The sequence below is a fragment of the Exiguobacterium sp. H66 genome (assembly GCF_018618705.1).
Taxonomy (GTDB): Bacteria; Bacillota; Bacilli; order Exiguobacteriales; family Exiguobacteriaceae; genus Exiguobacterium_A; species Exiguobacterium_A oxidotolerans.
The window spans coordinates 382,885-401,852 of record NZ_JACSMQ010000002.1 but is presented as its reverse complement, the minus strand read 5'-3'; the positions used below and the strand labels follow the sequence as shown (position 1 = coordinate 401,852).

Genomic DNA, 18,968 nt, shown 5'->3' with positions numbered 1-18,968 from the left:
ACAGAAATGTCACTTTTTGAGCATGGTGTCAAAAAACTGCATACACTCGTCAAGGATGGCGAAGTGAAAGTATCGGATCTCGTTCAAGCATCGTTTGATCAAATCGACCGTGTTGACGGGAAGGTCGGTGCCTTTTTATCCTTGAACGAAGACGCATTCGAACAAGCAAAACGGATGGATGAGCTCGCAAAACATGAAGCAAACCCACTGTTCGGCTTACCGATCGGTGTAAAAGATAATATCGTCACGAAGGGAATGACGACGACATGCGGCTCGAAATTCCTCGAGAACTTCGTCCCTGCGCACGACGCGACTGTCGTCGAACGCTTACATGAAGCAGGTGCCATCACAATCGGTAAACTGAACATGGATGAATTCGCGATGGGGTCTTCCAATGAGAACTCAGCATACAAACCGGTCCGTAACCCATGGAACACAAAACACGTTCCAGGTGGATCTTCAGGTGGCTCAGCAGCAGCTGTTGCGGCAGGAGAAGTCTTGTTCAGTCTCGGTTCTGATACAGGGGGTTCGATTCGTCAGCCGGCTGCCTATTGTGGTGTCGTCGGTTTAAAACCAACGTATGGTCTCGTTTCACGTTTCGGTCTCGTCGCATTCGCGTCATCACTCGACCAAATCGGACCATTGACACGGACGGTCGAAGACAACGCCTATTTGCTTAGCGCGATTGCTGGGCATTGTGACATGGATTCGACGTCAGCGAACGTCGACCGGATTGATTATACGAAAGCACTAACAGGTGATATCAAAGGCTTGAAAATCGCCGTTCCAAAAGAATACTTCGGCGAAGGTGTCAGTGAATCTGTGAAAGACAACATTCGTGCAGCCATCAAAAAACTCGAGTCCCTCGGAGCGACGGTCGACGAAGTCTCCCTTCCGAACTCGAAGTACGCGCTTGCGACGTATTACTTACTCGCTTCATCGGAAGCATCATCGAACTTAGCCCGCTTTGACGGGATTCGTTACGGTGTCCGTGCTGAAGCAGATGCGCTCGAAGATGTTTTTAAGTATTCACGTGCCCAAGGATTCGGCGACGAAGTAAAACGCCGCATCATGCTTGGAACGTATGCGTTAAGTTCAGGTTATTACGACGCGTATTATAAAAAAGCGCAACAAGCGCGGACATTGATTAAAAAAGATTTTGATGATGTCCTCGCGAACTATGATGTCATCATCGGACCGACGGCACCTACACCAGCATTCGAACTCGGTGCTCAAAACGATGATCCTGTGACGATGTATGCGAATGATATCTTGACGATTCCAATCAACTTAGCGGGTGTTCCGGCGATTTCGGTCCCGGCAGGTCTCGTCGACGGATTACCAGTCGGTCTACAAATCATCGGAAAACACTTTGACGAGGCGACGATCTATCGTGCGGCGCATGCTTTCGAGCTTGCGACGGGCGGATTCGCGCTTCCGAAGTTATAAGGAGAGTGCGTTATGAACTTTGAAACGGTTATCGGCATCGAGGTCCACGCTGAACTAAATACAAATACAAAAATGTTTTGTGGCTGTGCCCGTGAGTACGGTGCGGAAACAAATACGAAGACCTGTCCGATTTGTCTCGGACACCCGGGTGTCCTTCCGATGGTCAACGAAAAAGCAGTCGAACTCGCGGTCCGTGCGGCAATGGCGCTCAACTGCCACGTCGCCGATCAAACAAAATTCGACCGGAAGAACTACTTCTATCCGGATACGCCGAAAGCCTACCAAATCTCACAATTCGATCAGCCAATCGGGTTTGACGGATTCATCGACGCGGAAGTCGATGGCGAAACAAAACGCTTCCGGATTGAACGGGTCCACTTAGAAGAAGATGCCGGGAAGATGAACCATACCGGTGCCAATCATTCGGTCGTCGACTTTAACCGGACGGGCGCACCTTTGATTGAAATCGTCAGTGAAGCCGACATGCGTTCACCAAAAGAAGCGGTCGCCTACCTCGAACGTTTGAAAGAAGTCCTGCAATACGCAGGCGTCTCGGACGTGAAGATGGAAGAGGGTTCGTTACGGTGCGACTGTAACATCTCGGTCCGTCCATACGGGCAAGAGAAGTTCGGAACAAAAACCGAACTGAAGAACCTCAACTCGTTCGGTAACGTCTTAAAAGGACTCGAATTCGAAGAAGACCGTCACCGTAAACTTTTACTGGCGGGTGGCGTCATGCGTCAAGAAACACTTCGGTTTGACGAAGCGAAAAAACAGACCGTCTTGATGCGTGTGAAAGAAGGCGCGTCCGATTACCGGTACTTCCCAGAACCGGATCTCGTCAAGCTCGTCCTCGACGAAGACTGGAAAGAAGCGATTCGTGCCGCGATTCCGGAACTTCCGGATGCACGTCGTGTCCGCTATCAAGAAACGCTCGGTTTATCCGCGTATGACGCGAAACAATTAACCGTCACACGCGAGATGGCTGAGTACTTCGAAGCGACGATTGCTGCCGGTGCAGAACCGAAAGCGGCAGCGAACTGGACAGTCGGTGAAGTACAAGGACACTTGAACAAGTCGAGTGAAACGTTCGAAACAATCAAACTGACACCGGCACGTCTCGCCGAGATGATCGAATTGATTGCCGGCGGAACGATTTCTTCGAAAATCGCGAAACAAGTTTTCGCGGCGACGATCGAACAGGGTGTCGAACCGCGTCAGTATGTCGAAGAACAAGGACTCGCTCAAATTTCTGACGAGGGTCTCTTACGAGGACTGATTGTCGAGATGTTCGAAGCAAATCCGGCTGTCGTCGAAGAACTCGTGGGTGGACGAGACCGGAAAAAAGGTTTCGTCATCGGTCAAATCATGAAGAAAACGAAAGGGATGGCGAATCCAGCCCTCCTCGATCAACTCTTCCATGAAGAACTCGAAAAATTAAAATAATCTTTTAAATCGTAGTAGATGTCCCCATTTTTCGTCTAATAATCAGGCGGAAAACGGGAACATCTTTTTTTTCGGCTTTGTAATGTAGCAAAACTTCATGTAAAATAAAACAGTTATGTATCAAATGGACCGGTTGATTAAAAAGGAGAAAAACTTATGAGACCTAGAGCGCGAGTGATTTATAACCCGACTTCCGGGAAAGAGATGGTAAAGCGAAATCTGCCGTATATCTTAGACCGGCTTGAAGCAGCGGGTTATGAGACTTCCGTCTATTCGACGAAGGCGGTCGGTGACGCAACACATGAAGCAGCACGAGCCTGTGAAGCTGAATTTGACCTCGTCGTGGCTGCGGGTGGAGATGGAACGTTAAACGAAGTCATCAGTGGCATGGCTGCCTATAAGGTTCGCCCTAAACTGGGTGTCTTGCCTGTCGGGACGACGAATGATTTTGGACGAGCGATGCGGATTCCGTTGACGATTGAAGGCGCGATGGATGTCATCTGCACCGGCTATACGATGCCTGTCGACATTGGGAAGATTGAAGGAACGACGGGTGTTCATTACTTCATCAACATCGCAGGTGGCGGCATCATGACGGAGTTGTCTTACGAGGTTCCGTCAAAACTCAAAACGGCACTCGGACAACTCGCTTATTACGTCAAAGGGATGGAGAAGTTACCACAAATCCGTCCGACGTATGTCGAACTCGAACATGAAAAAGGGACGTTCAAAGGCGAAGTCATGTTGTTTTTGACTTCGAATACGAACTCCGTTGGTGGCTTTGAGAAGCTATCTCCGAATGCGTCACTCAATGATGGACGGTTTGATTTATTCATCTTAAAAAAATGTAATCTTGTCGAACTGATTCGCGTCATGCGTCTCGCCTTAAAAGGGGATCACTTCTCGGATCCTTGTGTCGAGCATGTCACGACTTCATTCGTCCGGATGAAAAATACTTCTGAGATGAGCTTGAACATCGACGGTGAGTTCGGTGGCACCTGTGAAGGGGAGATGACGAATTTACAGTCGCATTTCGATGTCATGACACCGAAGTTCCGGATCGATGAGATGGAACTGATTAATACACAACTACAAGAAACAGAAACAAACCTCGCGTAAGGCGCGGGGTTTTCTAGGAGGAACCCAATTATGATCCCAGTACAAAAAAATGACGAGCACGTCGTCGATATCGTCGATTTGACGCACGACGGTTCAGGTGTCGCACGAATCGATGGTTATACGGTCTTCATTCCAGGAGCTTTACCGACGGAACAAGTCAAAATCAGAATCACGAAAACAACGAAATCATATGGTTTCGGACGAATTATCCGTCAAAAGACGAAGAGTGTTGACCGTGTCGAGCCGCCATGTCCTGTCTACAACCAATGTGGGGGCTGCCAACTGCAACACTTATCATATGATGCAGAACTCGTCTTCAAGCACAACCGTGTCCGTGATGCCTTTGCCCGCCTCGCAGGACTCGAAATTCCGGTCCATGAAACAATCGGTATGGAAGATCCATGGGGCTACCGCAATAAAGCACAAGTCCCGGTCGCTTTCCAGTCGAACAAGTTGATGGCCGGTTTTTACCAAAAACGGAGCCACCGCATCATCGATATGGATTACTGCTTGATTCAAAACAAGGAAAATGATGAAGCGATCCAAGCGGTCCGTAAAGTCCTTGCTGACTTAAAGGTCCCAGCTTACGATGAAAAGAAACAAACGGGTGTCATCCGTCACATCATGGCACGTCACGGGTACCATACGAATGAATTGATGATCGTCCTCGTGACGAAGGTCAAACAATTGCGTGGCATCGATAAAATCGTCGCGGGCATCTTAAAAGCCGTCCCGAACGTGACATCGATTCAACACAACATCAACCCAGAGGATACGAACGTCATCTTAGGGAAAAAGAACATCGTCCTGCACGGACCAGCTGTCATCCGCGATCAAATCGCCGGATTGACGTATGAAATCTCGCCACATTCATTCTTCCAAGTCAATCCGTTGCAAACGGAGAAACTATACGGTAAAGCACTGGAGTATGCACAATTGACAGGTGAAGAAATCGTCGTCGACGCGTATTGCGGTATCGGCTCGATTTCATTATCACTTGCGCAACAAGCGAAACATGTCTACGGGATTGAAATGGTTCCTCAAGCAATCGACGACGCGCGTCGCAACGCAGCTGCGAACGGTATCGACAACGTATCATTCGAGTATGGAACGGCTGAATCCGTCATGCCGGCACTCGTCAAAGCTGGAATCAAACCGGACGTCATCGTCGTTGACCCGCCGCGTAAAGGCTGTGACGAAGAATTCCTGCGTGCTGCGGCTGAAGTGGCACCAAAACGTATCGTCTATGTCTCATGTAACGCTTCGACTCAAGCACGTGACGCGAAGTTGCTTGCTGAACTCGGTTACAAGCTGATGGAAGTCACGCCAGTCGATATGTTCCCACATACGACACACGTCGAGAGTGTAGCTCTTTTCGTAAAAATGTAAGAGCAACTTTCTGATTAAAGGAAAAGTGGGGTCGGAGCATGCTGATCGAATGTACAAAAAAGCTAGCAGATGCGATGAAAATCAATTTAACGCCGTATGAGGCAACTCACGCAGATTCTTTTTATGAATGGCATGCGAATGTGTTCACGTTTGATCGAAGAAAATGTGTTGTCTTGATGAATAACAAAACAAGATATAGTATCGTCTTCTACGGCATGAAAATGAAAGAATTCAAACAATTTGATGTCATTGCCTTGAAGGCAATCAAGGACACATTTTTAGCAGAAGGATTTTCTAATGCGGTCGTGGATCGTTATCTGGAACGGTGCGGTGACGTCCAGTACTCGAAGACACATGATCGAAGTATCATCGGGCAATTGAATGACGCCATCATTAGTATTTCGTGGAAGCTTGAGGACTTTTTACCGACAGAACAAGTGCATATGATGGATTTAAGTATGTGGGCCGGAGAAAATTTATTGTGTGGTCCAATCGGCTATGCAGCGCCGATTGATCTTCTAAAAAAAGAGTTCGACTCGTCCTTTTAACTAAATCAGGCGATTCAAAAAACAGGACCCCTTCGTGTAAACGGAGGGGTCCTGTTGTCGGTTAAAAAAACTAAATCGTCAGCTGCGTTTTACAGGTAGTGCCGTTGTCGATAATGGGTGGGTGTCTCACCAGTCGTCTGTTTAAACGCTTGACTGAAGTGACTTTGGCTCGAAAAATGCAGTTTGTTTGATATCGTCAGCAACGAATCATCAGATGAACGGAGCAAGCGTTTCGCCTCCCGGATTCGCTCCCGGATGACATACCGGGCAAGCGGTAGACCAGTTTCGTCCTTGAACAGGACAGATAGGTAATTGGAGGAGACATGAATCGCATGACTGATTGAAGAGACGGACAACGGATCGTAAAGATGCTGTTGAATGTAACGGATGGCAGCTAAGACGTGTGGCGAGTGTCGTAACTCTTGGATTTGCTTGACGGCTTCTGCGAAACTGACAGTAATCCGGACGTGGCGATTACGAAGTTCGGAGATGCTGTTTGCTGCTTCAATCGAATCAATCATCCGGTCGCTGAGTGAGAAGGCTTCGTCCGGTTCAAGTCCACCGATAATGGCAGCACGTGCGCTGAGCAGGACCGTTCCAAGTAGGAGATTCTTTTCTGCTCGAAGTGGTTGATGGCGTGCGAGCGAGCCGAATTCACCATAGGCAGGTAAAGAATAAGTCGTCGCCAAGCGTTCGCTTTGACCGGAGGAAATCCAGTCGATGATTTGCTGTTCGCGTTGCCAAGCTTTGCGGTAGGCTGTCGTTCCTGTATGGGCAGGTACGTCTGCGACGAGCGGGATTTCTTCTTCGACGATTTCAGACTCTGTCCGGATTGCGCGGGACGGGAGCTGTCGTCCGTTCAATAGCCGATAGACGAGGTGAGCGCAATCGATTAATCGATTTTCAGTCGTCCGAGGTAACGATTTATAAAATTGGTGATAGGACTCATCCTGAATATGCGCGCGAAACAAGGCGGATTGTAACAGGACGGGGCCAATTCGGTATTGCCCTTGATCTGCGACGGCAATGAATAAATACGCCGTTCCATCTTTTAGCGTGTAGAGGAGTGGGACCGCTTCAGCAGTCGGCCACTCGGTTTCAAGCGTCAATTGATCGGGATGGACAGGCGCGGTTGGTCGTACATGAAGTGAATCGTTTTTATGTGATTGGTACGATACAAAAAAACCGGTCGTCCCATAAATACTTTCAGCAATCTGGATTAAATCGTCTGTTTGTAGCGGCTTCATGGGTCTACTCCTCTCGGTAGAAATCATTAAGTCTAGTCTAAGGGGTGTACAAGAAATTGTATAGGGAGGAACGAAAAGAAGGAACCTGCGCGTGGCAGGTTCCTTCTTTAATAGGGCTTATCAACGATTGTCTGATTCCTGCTGATTAGTCGAATCATCGAGCACTTCTTCAGCATCGAGTTCAAACAAGTCGCTATCGCTTGTCTGTTCCAATTCGGTCACGGCTGCTTCGTCCGCAACTTCATCAGACGCATCGGCATGAGGCAGTTCGTCAGCTTCGGTTCTTTCTTCAGGTGGCAGTGTATCGTCTAATTGGAAGTCGAACGTCAATTGATGAAGTTCACTTGCGATATGAGCCAAGTGCGTCGCTGCCGTCGTGACGGCTTCGATTGTCGCATTCGTTTCCTGGATACTTGCGGCACTCGTTTCGATACCGGCTGCGTTCTCTTCTGTCAACGCGAGAATGGTTCCCATCGCGTCAGACACTTCTTCTGTCGCAGTCGTCAGAGCGCTGATATCACCGGTTAGCGATTCAGTCCGTTGTGAGACATGATGGACGGAACCGGCGATCTGTTCGAAGTCGACGCCTGTCGTTTTGACGGACTCAAGGGAAATTTTCAAATCATCCATAACATGGTTCATCGCACTCATCGCAGTGTGCGTCTCTTTTTGAATATTGTCGAGGAGCTGTTTAATTTGTTTTGCAGAATGATCGCTTTCCTCTGCAAGCTTCCGGACTTCACTTGCGACGACGGCAAAACCTCGACCTTGTTCACCGACACGCGCCGCTTCGATGGCGGCATTCAAAGCCAGGAGATTCGTCTGGCTTGAAATTGCTTGAAGCGTCCCGAGAATCTTTCCGATTTCGCCTGAACGTTTACCGAGGAATTCGGACGTGTTCTGAATTTCCTGTTCGAGTGAATCGGAGTGTTGTAGTAAGTCGGTAATCGTTTGTTTCGTCAGTGAGCTACCGCGCGTTGCGGCATCGGCGACGGATGCGACTTCAGACAACGTCGTAGCAGCCGCTTGTTGCATCGCGACGGAGCGTTCCTTGACACCATAAACGGCATGCGAAGATCGTTCCGCCTGTTTCGTTTGCGTTTCACCGGCGGCTGCAATTTCTTCCATCGTTTGACCGATTTGTTGTGACGCATTTTGGACGTGGGTCGCATTTGCTGATAAGTCCTGTGACGCATCACGAACGGTTCCGGCTGATTGTGTCATGGCCGTAATCGTTTGACGCAACTTTTGACGCATCGCATCGAAATTCTCATTGAGGTCAGAAAGTTCATCGCGAATAAAGCGTTTTGGACGTTTTGTCGTCCGTAAATCACCGCTTGCGATCGCGAGGGCTTCCGTCCGAAGTGTCGAGAGGGGACGGTTGATCGAGCGTCCGATTAACCAGGCAATCAATGTCGCTAGCGCAATCGCGACGACAAAGTTGATGAGCGACTGTTCGAGCATGGCATCTTTAGGAGCATACAGAGACGCATAATCCAGTACGACCGCTAGCTTGAAGCCTGTTTTAGAAGAGAGTTGCCAGATGACGACTGATTTTTTCCCCGCAACATCCATGATGGCGGAACCGGATTCTTGATCAATCATCTGTTTCGGTGCACTGAAATAAGACTTTCCTTCTTCACGGAGTTGGTCGAGACTTTTAAAGAAGTAATTTTTATTCGGGTGCGTGACGACTTTCCCGTCTTTTGTATAGCTGAATACGAAACCTTCCTGTCCGATCTCGATTCGCTTCATGTCTTCTGAGAGGCGGTTGATGCTTTTATAGACGGACAGGACACCCTTGATGTTTGCTTGATCATCAAGTGTCGCTTTTGAGAAACTGATGATGGATAGTTTCGTCGCTTCGTCATAATACGGTTCGCTCATGGCGACCGTACTTGAATTTTCAAGCGCTTGTTTATACCAAAGGTCGCTTCGTGGATCATAGCCGGCAGGGACGTCTTGCTTCGGCCAGTTCAAGTAGCCGCCTGACGTATCAGCGTATTGGAGAAAAGAATTTTCGATTTTCGATGAGCCGTATTTTTCGAGGACGCTGTAAATGTCTTTTGCTTTTTGAGACGGTTCGTCCGTCAGATCGGGAAGGTCTTTTGGATCAGTATAGTTCGGCAGTGAGCCACTCGCCCGCGTGAACGGGAGTCCGGCGAGTAAAGACGTATCTTTTTTTGTATCGTCGATGATCCGCGAGAAGGACTGCTCAAGTTGCTTTAATGCCGTTTGAGACGTTGAATCGACAAGATTTTCAACAGTTTGACTTGTCTGGTTGTATGAGAACCAGGTTGAGACACCTAACGTAAGCGCAGGTAATAGAATGAGACCGATGAAAAGACGGCGTGTGATGGGAAGGCGCATATGTAATTCTCCTATCTAAATAATCTATAAAATCTGTCTATTCTGATTATCGGACGGGTAATGTTAAATATGAAGGAATTATGATGAGATTTTCATGATTTGAGAAATGAATCGAACGGAAGTTCATGATAAAATAGGGGAGATGTCACAGAGTGACTAGGGAGGAACTTAGAAATGAATATTGCTTTTTTCTTATTGCCAAAAGATGAAGTGAAATACTTAGATCCTGAGTCGACGGTCAGGCAAGCACTTGAAAAGATGAAACATCATCGGTTCACGTCAGTCCCGCTCGTTGATGATAAAGGAAAATATGCAGGAACACTCACGGAAGGTGATGTGCTTTGGGCACTTGAAAAAAACCTGGAACATGCGGATTATGATCATGTACTTCAAACACGTCTGACAGACATTAAACAACGTGTTCGTTATAAACCCGTTTCGATCACAGCACAAATGGAAGAAATGATTGAGGTCATCACTGATCAAAACTTCGTGCCCGTCATTGATGACGGCAAACACTTCATTGGAATCATTCGTCGACGCGACATCATCGACTATTTCGCTAAAAAGGTAGAGCGAGAGAATGTCCAATATTGAAGAATGGATCAAAAACGCTTTTGTCCCGAAAATAAACGGGCGAAAGCGTTTTTATTGACCTCTTTTCGCTTCACGAATTGCTTCTTTTAGACGATATATAGACATAATGACAATTTAGGGAGGACGATGTGTTGCGACTTTTACCACCAGTCTTCATCGTAGAAGCATTTCGGAAACGCTCCTACTATAAAACGTTCTCATGGATGATTTCGATTATCGGGTTGTTAGCCGTGTTGATTGCGACGCAGCAACTCTTAAAAAATGTAGAAGAAGGTTACAGTTATAAACGTGCGAGCGGCGTGATGGATGTATTTGAACAAGTCAATCAGGCGGAACGCGATCTTACATACTATTATTATTTATCCTTGAGTTCACGGGTCGATGACTCGTTGACGCAACGAATCAAGTGGTCGGAAAAGGTCGATGACGAGCTCGTGGCGCTGAGCAAACGTTTAGAGACAATGCCAACATCAAGTTCTTTGAAAGAGGACGTACTAACCGAAATCGACGAGGTGCGAAAAAACGGTTATGTCGCGAGCAATCGATTTTTTACGGCCGTAGCAAATTATAAAAGTGAAATTTTATTTAATCAGCTATCGCTCAGTCAAGATACCGGGAAATATTATTCCTTGTTTTCTAACCTGTTCTTAATGGAACGGGATTTCGGAAAAGCGGGACAGAGCCTACTTAGTGCAGATCAAGACAAACAATTGGATGCATACGAGTTATCAAGAATACGGCAAATGCGTCAAGATTTGGCAGTGAGAAATGATACGGTGACGAAAACGCTTTCGGCAACGATTGATGCTGAAGACGGAGCGTCGAGACTTGATATTAATACGATGAAAAGTGAGATGGCGGCATATTTTGGTGTGATCGATACGACGTTGAGTGAACCCGCACTTCGCGAATACGAAACGTTAGAACGTATTTCAGATCGCTATCAAGGCAGCATGTACCGTTTGTTTAATCGAGCAATTTCAGACGTACAAATGGAAATGACGGACCGGGGAAATGATGTCATTCGAAATGCGTGGTTGATGTTCGTTGCGACGTGCTTCATCATTTTCGCTTTACTCTTACTGACGCTCTCGCTGTTACGTGCTTTCCGAAAAGATTTAGTCATGTTACAGGAAGAAGCAAACGTATTTGCTGAAGGACAGCAACAATCGTTTTATAAAGTGCCGGAACGCAATGATTTTCAACCTGTCGTCCATGCTTTTCGGACGATGACGGCAATCATCTCAGGACTACTGGATTACAATGACCAAAAAACGCTCGAAATCAAACAGAGAAAAGCAGAAATTGAATCCTTATTTTCACAAAATACAGATCCAATCATTGCCTTAGCAGCAGACTTCAAGTTATTGCATGGGAATGACCAGTTCCAGAAGCTCGTCGAGACGACAGAGTTCGTGACGATTGAAGAACTGATTCACCCAGCTGATTTGAACCGGGTGCGTCGTGCCTTAAATCGGGCAATCGAAGGGCATAGTCAAACGATTCGTTGTAAGATGATTTTCGAAGCGGACATCCGGAATATGTTCGTCAACATCATTTATGTGCCGACGAAAAGCGAGAACGGGATTGCACTTTATTTAACGTGTCACGATGAAACGGATCAATACAGACGAGAAGAGCGGATTACGCAACTGGCGCTGTATGACGTCTTGACAACGCTATTGAATCGAAATGGTTTCGAACAAAAGATGACGGAAGCATTGGCAGGGTTACAGCCCGGCGAACTCGTCACAGTCAGTGTACGCCAGTTTAGACGCATCAATGATGCGTATGGGCATAGCGCGGGTGATTTGATTCTAAAAGAAGTAGCGAACCGTTTACGCCGTCACTTCATCGGGACAGGTTCACCGGCACGAATCGGTGGAGATGAATTTGCTGTCTTGATTTCGCAGCAAGGCATCGTCGATTACCACGAATTAAAACGAGTCATGGAACTTCCGTATTATATCGAAGGTGAAGAAATCCATGTCAGCATCAGTATGAGTATGGTCCGTTATCCGAACGATGCAGTTGCCGTGACCTCGCTCTTGTCATCTGTTGATATCGCGATGCAACATGCGAAACGGGATCAAGCAGGGGAGCCGGTTTGGTTCGAATCATGGATGAGTGAAGAGTACCGTGAATCGGTCGTTCTCGAAGCAGAGTTGCGCGAAGCGATCTTCAAAAATGAGCTTCAGTTATTTTATCAGCCACAAATTAACTTAAAGACAGGACAGGTCGAAGGCTGTGAAGCGTTACTCCGTTGGTTCCATCCTGAACGAGGCATGATTAGCCCGGCCGTCTTCATTCCGATTGCCGAGCGCTCGATGCTGATTGAAGAAGTCGGCATGTGGGTCGTTCAGGAAACGGTCAACCAAATTAGACGCTGGGAACAGACGCCACTTGCGATGCTTGGTGTTTCAGCTAACTTATCAGTGAAAGAACTTGCTTCCGGTCGCATCGTCGACTATTTGGCGGATATCAGAAATGAACATCCGGGAATTGAACGGCGGATGGAGTTAGAAATCACGGAATCGTTTGGTGTCTTTTCCGATAAACGTGTCTTTGATGCCCTCGAGTCGCTACATGCAATGGGTTATCAATTGGCAATCGATGATTTTGGAACCGGCTATTCTTCTTTGTCTTATTTAAGTCGCCTTCCGATCCAACGTCTGAAAATCGACCGCTCCTTCATTAGCGGGGAAGATGCATGTTCGAATGCACCATTGATCGAGACAATCATCAAGCTTGCGCATACGTTGAAGTACGACGTAGTCGCAGAGGGAATTGAACAGTTGGAACAAAGCGAGAGTTTACGAAAGCTCGACTGTGAATATGGACAAGGGTTCTACTATTCCCGTCCGATTCCGGCAGATGAATTTGAAGTTTGGTTCATGCAGCATCAGGAAACATTGAAATCTTCATGAGACAACCGAAGCGGAGAGTGGGTACTTCGTTCGTTTCGGCTGGGATTAACGTAAACTACGCGTACACAAAAAAAGCTCCGTTTTCCTGTCCATTGAACTGACAGGAAAACGGGGCTTATGTTTTTTGCTTGAGGACAGCACGCTTGCGAACGAGTGATTCCTGTTGCTGTCAGGCATGTTTTAGTTAGACACGATCGAGTGCTAAGTCGTCTGCTTGTTCGAGATAGGCTTTGATTGGTGCGACCGCTTCGTCAACTGTTCCGTCAGCGAAAGGTGACTTCAAGCCGGCGCGTTCGACAAGTGCAAGGAAGCTTTCTGATCCACCTGCTTTACAGAGCGCGAGGTACGATTTCCAAGCGGCTTCGCGGTCCTTCTCCATCCACGCATAGAACTGGAAGGCGCAGACTTGAGCGAGTGTGTAATCAATGTAATAGAACGGGCTGCCGAAGACATGGCCTTGCTGATGCCACCAAGCACCTGAATCGAGGTAGTCATTCTCCTCGTAGTTGCGATGCGGGAGGTATTTCTTTTCAATCGTCCGCCACGCTTGACGACGTTCAGCCGGTGTGAGCTCCGGTTTGCTGTAGATGACGTGTTGGAACTCGTCGACTGCGACTCCATATGGTAAGAAGGTAACACCGCCAGCCAAGTGACTGAATTTATACTTCGATGTTTCTTCACCGAAGAATTCTTCCATCCATGGGTACGCGAAGTATTCCATCGACATCGAATGGATTTCGCATGCCTCATATGTCGGGAATCCGTACTCCGGTGTCGTGAAGTGACGGCTCTCATAAACTTGGAAAGCATGACCGACTTCATGCGTCAAGACGTCGATATCTTCCGACGTCCCGTTGAAGTTCGAGAAGATGAACGGCAGTTTTTCGTCAGCGATGTAGGTACAATACCCACCGCCTGCTTTACCTGGCTTCGCCGTCAAATCAAGGGCACCACGCTCGATCATGTAATCGAAGAATTCATTTGTCTCAGGCGACATCTCGCGGTACATTTTCTTTCCGCCTTCGATGATGAAAGCTTCCTCGCCTTGCGGTGTCGCGTTTCCTGATTTGAAAGCGAATCCTTCATCATAGTAGTAGAGTGAATCGACACCAATCCGGCGTTGTTGACGTTCTTTCAGTGACGTCGCGATTGGGACGATTGTGTCAAGGATTTGCTGGCGGTAATCTTCGACCATCGATTGGTTATAGTCGACGCGAAGCATCCGGGCATAACCGAGTTCGACAAATGATGGGAAGCCGAGTGTCGTTGCGATTTCAGTCCGGACATGGACGAGTTTGTCGTAAATCGTATCGATTGCTTCGCCGTGTTCTTTTAAATAACCGTAACGTGCTTCTGAAGCCGCTTTACGAACCGCGCGGTCAGGTGACTGCAAGTAAGGACCGAACTGAGACAAGTTCAACGTTTTGCCATCAAATTCGATTTCTGCTGAAGACATCAACTTCGTATATTCGCTTGAGAGACGATTTTCTTCTTGAAGCTTCGGAATGATTGCTTCTGAAAAAGTTTTTAAGCTGGCTTCTGCTAAGAGGAAGAGTTGTTTTCCCCAAGTCGTTTCGAGCTGTTCACGGAGCGCATGCGCCGTCAACACATGATAGTAACTCGAGACGTAGCCCTGATAGACGGGGCCTGCTTCATCAAAAAAACCTTGTTCCGTTTCGTAAAATGCGTCGCGCGTATCAATCGTATGACGAATCTCGACGATTTGGCTCGCTGTTTCGAATTGGTTTCTAAGGGTATTAATCTCAGTGATGGCTGCGTTTGCCTGTTCGACTTGTGTGGCTTCTTTTAAACGAGAAATTGCGTTTTGCATGGTGGTTTCTAAAACATTCAGATCAGGACGGACATATGTAAGTTCTGAAAATGGTAACATGTAAGCGCCTCCTTTTGATTTCTAACTATTATCACACAAAAATACTTGCAAAACTAGAGGGACAAACGTATGCTTTTTGTGAGAACGTGAGCGAGTCGTTCATAAACACGCTCCTATAAAAAAATCGAATCTTCTTCAATGAAGAAAAACGATCAAGAAAGTAGAGGGATAGTATCATGGGATTCTTTAAAAAATTGTTTGGTGGCAACGAAGCAGGAAACGCAAAAATCACTTCTGCACTTACAGGTAAAATCGTCAGCATCGAGAACGTACCCGATCAAGTCTTCTCACAAAAAATGATGGGAGACGGAGTCGCAATCGAACCGACTGAAGGTAAAGTGGTCGCACCGATTAACGCAACAGTCGAAACGATTTTCCCAACAAAACATGCAATCGGTCTTAAAGGTGAAGATGGTCTCGAACTATTAATTCACGTTGGTTTAGATACAGTTAATCTTAAAGGTGAAGGTTTCACAGCACATGTTCAATCTGGTGATAAAGTCAAAGCGGGCGATGTCCTCGTTGAGTTCGATTTAGATTACATCCGTGCGAACGCACCATCGACGGTTACACCAATCATCGTCACGAACCACGACCAATTCACACTTTCTGCTGTTCCTGCTGAAGGTACTTCAGTAGTGGCAGGCGAAACAGAATTGTTCAAGGCAACACATAAATAATCTGATTACGCGCGAAATTTTGCGCTTCTCCTGAAACTCCCTCATCTTACGAGATGAGGGAGTTTCAGCGTGTAGATAAACGCTTATGAAGCGTGAACATGCGATAACGAGAGGCAATCCGTTCGCGCTTCCCTGTCTCACCTCGTCTTCAAAGCGGCAATCGGTCGCGCCGCTACAGCAAAGTTGCAGGGTCGCGACCGACTGCTTTTCGCGGTTCTAAAGCGATTCGAGACGGATTGCGCTCTAAACCTTCTGTATGCCCGGATTTCCGTCACGGTATTACCTAAAAAGCGTCATGTTTCGTTGACTCCTACGGGAAAAAGTGCGTTTTTAACGCACTTTCAGAGGCAGGCAAGACCCTGCTCGTTGTCCGTAAGGACCAAGGAGCAACGGCTTGCGCCTCGCCCGAGGAAAGCAACGAAAAAAGACGCTTGATCTCCGATAGCACTTTGTCTACAGTCTGAAACTCTCTTATCTTACGAGATGAGGGAGTTTTTAATATGCCGAAAAAGCTTCTCCCTGTTTCATACTCCGACCAAACCTTACTGTTTTGTAAGTGAATTGAAAGTCAACTCCATCCCTTGAAGTACGACTGCTCGGTAGACTGAAGGTAACGAATCGACTTCAGGAGGAATAGAATATGAAAACAATCTTACATGCAGAGAACATCACGAAGGTATACCAAACCAAAATGGCGCGGCATGAAGCACTAAAACCGACATCATTGACGGTACATGAAGCGGAGTTCGTCAGCATCATGGGTCCTTCAGGAGCTGGTAAATCAACACTGTTGAATCTTTTATCGACGATTGATCAACCGAGTGAAGGTATGATTTCGATTAATGGTGAAGATGTCACGAGCATGACTGAAAAACAATTGGCACGGTTTCGTCGGGAACGACTGGGTTTCATCTTCCAAGACTTTAACTTACTCGACACGATGACGGTCGAAGAAAACATTGCCCTTCCGCTTGCGCTGGCACGTGTCGAGAAAGCGATGATTGTGTTGCGTGTTGAACAAGTGGCGCGGCAACTTGGAGTCGAAGATTTGTTGAAGAAACGTCCGGTCGAACTTTCAGGTGGTCAAAAACAACGCGTCGCAGCAGCACGTGCAATCATCCACCAACCATCACTCCTCTTAGCCGATGAGCCAACGGGAGCACTCGATTCAAAGTCAGCGACAGGGTTACTCGAAGCCCTCGAGACGCTGAATGAACAAGGGGCAACGATTTTGATGGTGACCCATGATCCTGTCACGGCGTCATACGCGGAACGCATTGTCTTTGTCAAAGATGGAGAGCTGTTCCGAGAAATCCATCGGTTTGGGACGCAAAAGGAGTTTTTCGAACAAATCATGGAAGTCCAACGCGAACTCGGGGGTGCAGCACGTGAGTTTGTCTAAATTAGCTTTTCGTAATTTAAAGAACATCCGGCACAATATGATGTATCTAGGTGCCGTCACATTCGCAATTTTGATTTATTACACGTTTTTAGCGATTCGTTCGAACGAAGCGATGCTGAACGCAAATGAGATGTACGGTAAGCTCGGGACGGTCTTTACGGGATCGAGTATCATCTTGGCCGTGTTCTCGACGATTTTCATTTGGTATTCGAGTGACTTTTTCTTACGACGTCGTAAACAAGAACTTGGTTTATATGCGTTACTTGGACTCGAGCGAAAACAAATCGCTCAACTGATCTTTATTGAAACGATGGGATATGGAATGGTCGGATTGATCATCGGGACCGCTCTAGGGACGGTTGCTTCAAAATACTTTGTTCAACTGCTTGCGCATGTCATGGCAATCGATATCGAAGCGACGTTTACGATCAGCCTCGCTGCAATGGGTCAGACGATTGCCGTGTTTTTGGTCATTTTTTTATTGATTGCTCTGCGATCGGCACGAACAATTTATCGCTTCACCTTGATTGAACTATTCAAAGCAAACCAACAAGTCGAAGTGATTCCGAAAGTCCATCCGATTCTCGCAGTCCTTTCTCTTCTATTGATTGGATTCGGTTATTACCTGACGGGGCAGCCGCTGCTCGATCACTTTACTGTAGTCGCGCCACTCTTGATAGTTTGTATCATCGTCGGAACATTCGGGACGATGAGTTACTTTACGATTTTCTTGTTGCGTGTTCTCAGTAAGCAGGCACGTCACTTCGAAGGAACGAATTTGATTTTACATGGTCAATTGCTGTCACGCGTCAAGTCGAATGCTGTCATGTTATCAACGATTACTGTCATCACGGCAGTCACACTGACGACGGTCGGAACAGCGACATCGATTTACTATTTCATCGATCGAACGGTCGAGCAACAAATGCCATACAGTTTATCGGTTGCGAGTAAACGACCGGAGGCAGAGCAATTGATTAAGGAATCGAATCAAACCATCGAACAGCGGACGATGGTCAACGTCAAAAATGTCGACCATCAGATGGAAGAGTTACCAAATCCGTTATATTTGACGAAGTACTACCGGACATATGCGATGGACGGTTCAAAAGGACAATTCAGCTACATCAATTATTCAGACTACCGCAGACTAGCGAAGGCGAACGGAAAACGTGTTTTACCTGAGCCGCAACAAGGTGAGGCGATTGTCCTCGAGACATTCAAAGGAAACGACTTGTTGCAGGAACGAGTCAAGTCACCCGTTGGAATCAAGATAAACGACATCCATTCGTCCTTTCGCATCACGGGTGAAACGGATTTACCAATCGCTCAACTCTATGAGAAACAACGATTGGCGTTCGTCGTTTCGGACGATGCCTTTGCGATGATGCCGGAGCGTGCATGGATGCTGACGAATTATCAATTTTCAGATGAACGGACGGATGACGGGTTGATGAAGAAACTCGAGGCACTTTACGGAAAGCAGGCGGAAACGGACATGGCGGCCTATTATCCGGTCTACGCGATAACGACGGCGACGACAGGGCTGCTCGCATTTGCTGCCGGGTTCCTCGGACTCGTCTTCCTGCTCGCGACAGGTTCAATCATCTACTTCAAGATGCTTGCGGAAGCAGAAGAATCAAAGCACCGTTTTGCGATCATTCAAAAGGTTGGGGTGGCGCAAGGCGAACAGGTGAGTATCATTCGTCGCCTCGTCGGATTTGTCTTCTCCCTACCGTACCTCCTTGGACTCATTCACAGCATCTTTGCGATGCAAGTCCTCCAAAAACTACTCAACTACAACATCGTCATGCCGACAGTCCTTGCGATTGGCTGTTATACGGTCGTCTACCTTGTGTATTACTTCATGACTGTCCGAGCGTACCGGCGGATTGTGATGTGA

13 protein-coding genes are annotated in these 18,968 nt (G+C 47.2%); 10 read left to right on the top strand and 3 right to left on the bottom strand.

The window, feature by feature from the left end:
- The first annotated feature begins 6 nt into the window (after positions 1-6).
- From gatA to KNP88_RS05320, 5 genes are all read left to right on the top strand, one after another.
- Complete coding sequence (gatA, locus tag KNP88_RS05340) at positions 7-1,449, top strand: Asp-tRNA(Asn)/Glu-tRNA(Gln) amidotransferase subunit GatA (RefSeq protein WP_214892658.1); 1,443 nt, start codon at positions 7-9, stop codon at positions 1,447-1,449.
- A 12-nt stretch (positions 1,450-1,461) separates the two neighbouring features.
- Positions 1,462-2,895 (top strand): Asp-tRNA(Asn)/Glu-tRNA(Gln) amidotransferase subunit GatB, encoded by a 1,434-nt coding sequence (gene gatB, locus KNP88_RS05335; protein WP_088837831.1) that lies wholly within the window; start codon positions 1,462-1,464, stop codon positions 2,893-2,895.
- 156 nt (positions 2,896-3,051) lie between these two features.
- Positions 3,052-4,014, top strand: coding sequence for a diacylglycerol kinase (locus tag KNP88_RS05330; RefSeq protein WP_029331519.1), 963 nt, complete (start codon positions 3,052-3,054; stop codon positions 4,012-4,014).
- Between the two features lie 30 nt (positions 4,015-4,044).
- Positions 4,045-5,403 carry a 23S rRNA (uracil(1939)-C(5))-methyltransferase RlmD gene (rlmD, locus tag KNP88_RS05325; RefSeq protein ID WP_029331518.1) on the top strand — a complete coding sequence of 453 codons (1,359 nt, stop codon included), beginning with the start codon at positions 4,045-4,047 and terminating at the stop codon, positions 5,401-5,403.
- A 38-nt stretch (positions 5,404-5,441) separates the two neighbouring features.
- Positions 5,442-5,951: a DUF6933 domain-containing protein gene (locus KNP88_RS05320; RefSeq protein ID WP_214892656.1), complete on the top strand. Its 510-nt coding sequence runs from the start codon at positions 5,442-5,444 to the stop codon at positions 5,949-5,951.
- Between the two features lie 89 nt (positions 5,952-6,040).
- Here the strand turns inward: KNP88_RS05320 and KNP88_RS05315 are convergent, their stop codons facing one another.
- On the bottom strand, positions 6,041-7,198 hold the full coding sequence (locus KNP88_RS05315; protein WP_088837829.1) for a helix-turn-helix domain-containing protein: 1,158 nt from the start codon (positions 7,196-7,198) through the stop codon (positions 6,041-6,043).
- Between the two features lie 120 nt (positions 7,199-7,318).
- Positions 7,319-9,568, bottom strand: a complete 2,250-nt coding sequence (locus KNP88_RS05310) for a methyl-accepting chemotaxis protein (RefSeq protein WP_214768880.1) — start codon at positions 9,566-9,568, stop codon at positions 7,319-7,321.
- A gap of 174 nt (positions 9,569-9,742) precedes the next feature.
- Here KNP88_RS05310 and KNP88_RS05305 point away from each other — a divergent pair, with 174 nt between their 5' ends.
- The gene (locus KNP88_RS05305) at positions 9,743-10,165 is read left to right on the top strand and encodes a CBS domain-containing protein (protein ID WP_029331512.1); all 423 of its coding nucleotides are present in this window, start codon (positions 9,743-9,745) and stop codon (positions 10,163-10,165) included.
- Between the two features lie 128 nt (positions 10,166-10,293).
- Positions 10,294-13,092, top strand: a complete 2,799-nt coding sequence (locus KNP88_RS05300; RefSeq protein ID WP_214892654.1) for a putative bifunctional diguanylate cyclase/phosphodiesterase — start codon at positions 10,294-10,296, stop codon at positions 13,090-13,092.
- 184 nt (positions 13,093-13,276) lie between these two features.
- On the opposite strand, the gene KNP88_RS05295 is transcribed toward KNP88_RS05300, so the two are convergent.
- On the bottom strand, positions 13,277-14,983 hold the full coding sequence (locus tag KNP88_RS05295) for a M3 family oligoendopeptidase (protein WP_214892652.1): 1,707 nt from the start codon (positions 14,981-14,983) through the stop codon (positions 13,277-13,279).
- Between the two features lie 176 nt (positions 14,984-15,159).
- Between KNP88_RS05295 and KNP88_RS05290 the strand changes: the two genes are divergently transcribed.
- From KNP88_RS05290 to KNP88_RS05280, 3 genes are all read left to right on the top strand, one after another.
- Positions 15,160-15,663: a PTS sugar transporter subunit IIA gene (locus KNP88_RS05290; RefSeq protein WP_088837825.1), complete on the top strand. Its 504-nt coding sequence runs from the start codon at positions 15,160-15,162 to the stop codon at positions 15,661-15,663.
- 640 nt (positions 15,664-16,303) lie between these two features.
- Entirely contained in the window at positions 16,304-17,065 is a 762-nt protein-coding gene (locus tag KNP88_RS05285) for an ABC transporter ATP-binding protein (protein WP_159173079.1), read from the top strand.
- Positions 17,052-18,968 (top strand): ABC transporter permease, encoded by a 1,917-nt coding sequence (locus KNP88_RS05280; RefSeq protein WP_214892650.1) that lies wholly within the window; start codon positions 17,052-17,054, stop codon positions 18,966-18,968. The genes KNP88_RS05285 and KNP88_RS05280 overlap by 14 nt, the downstream gene beginning before the upstream one ends.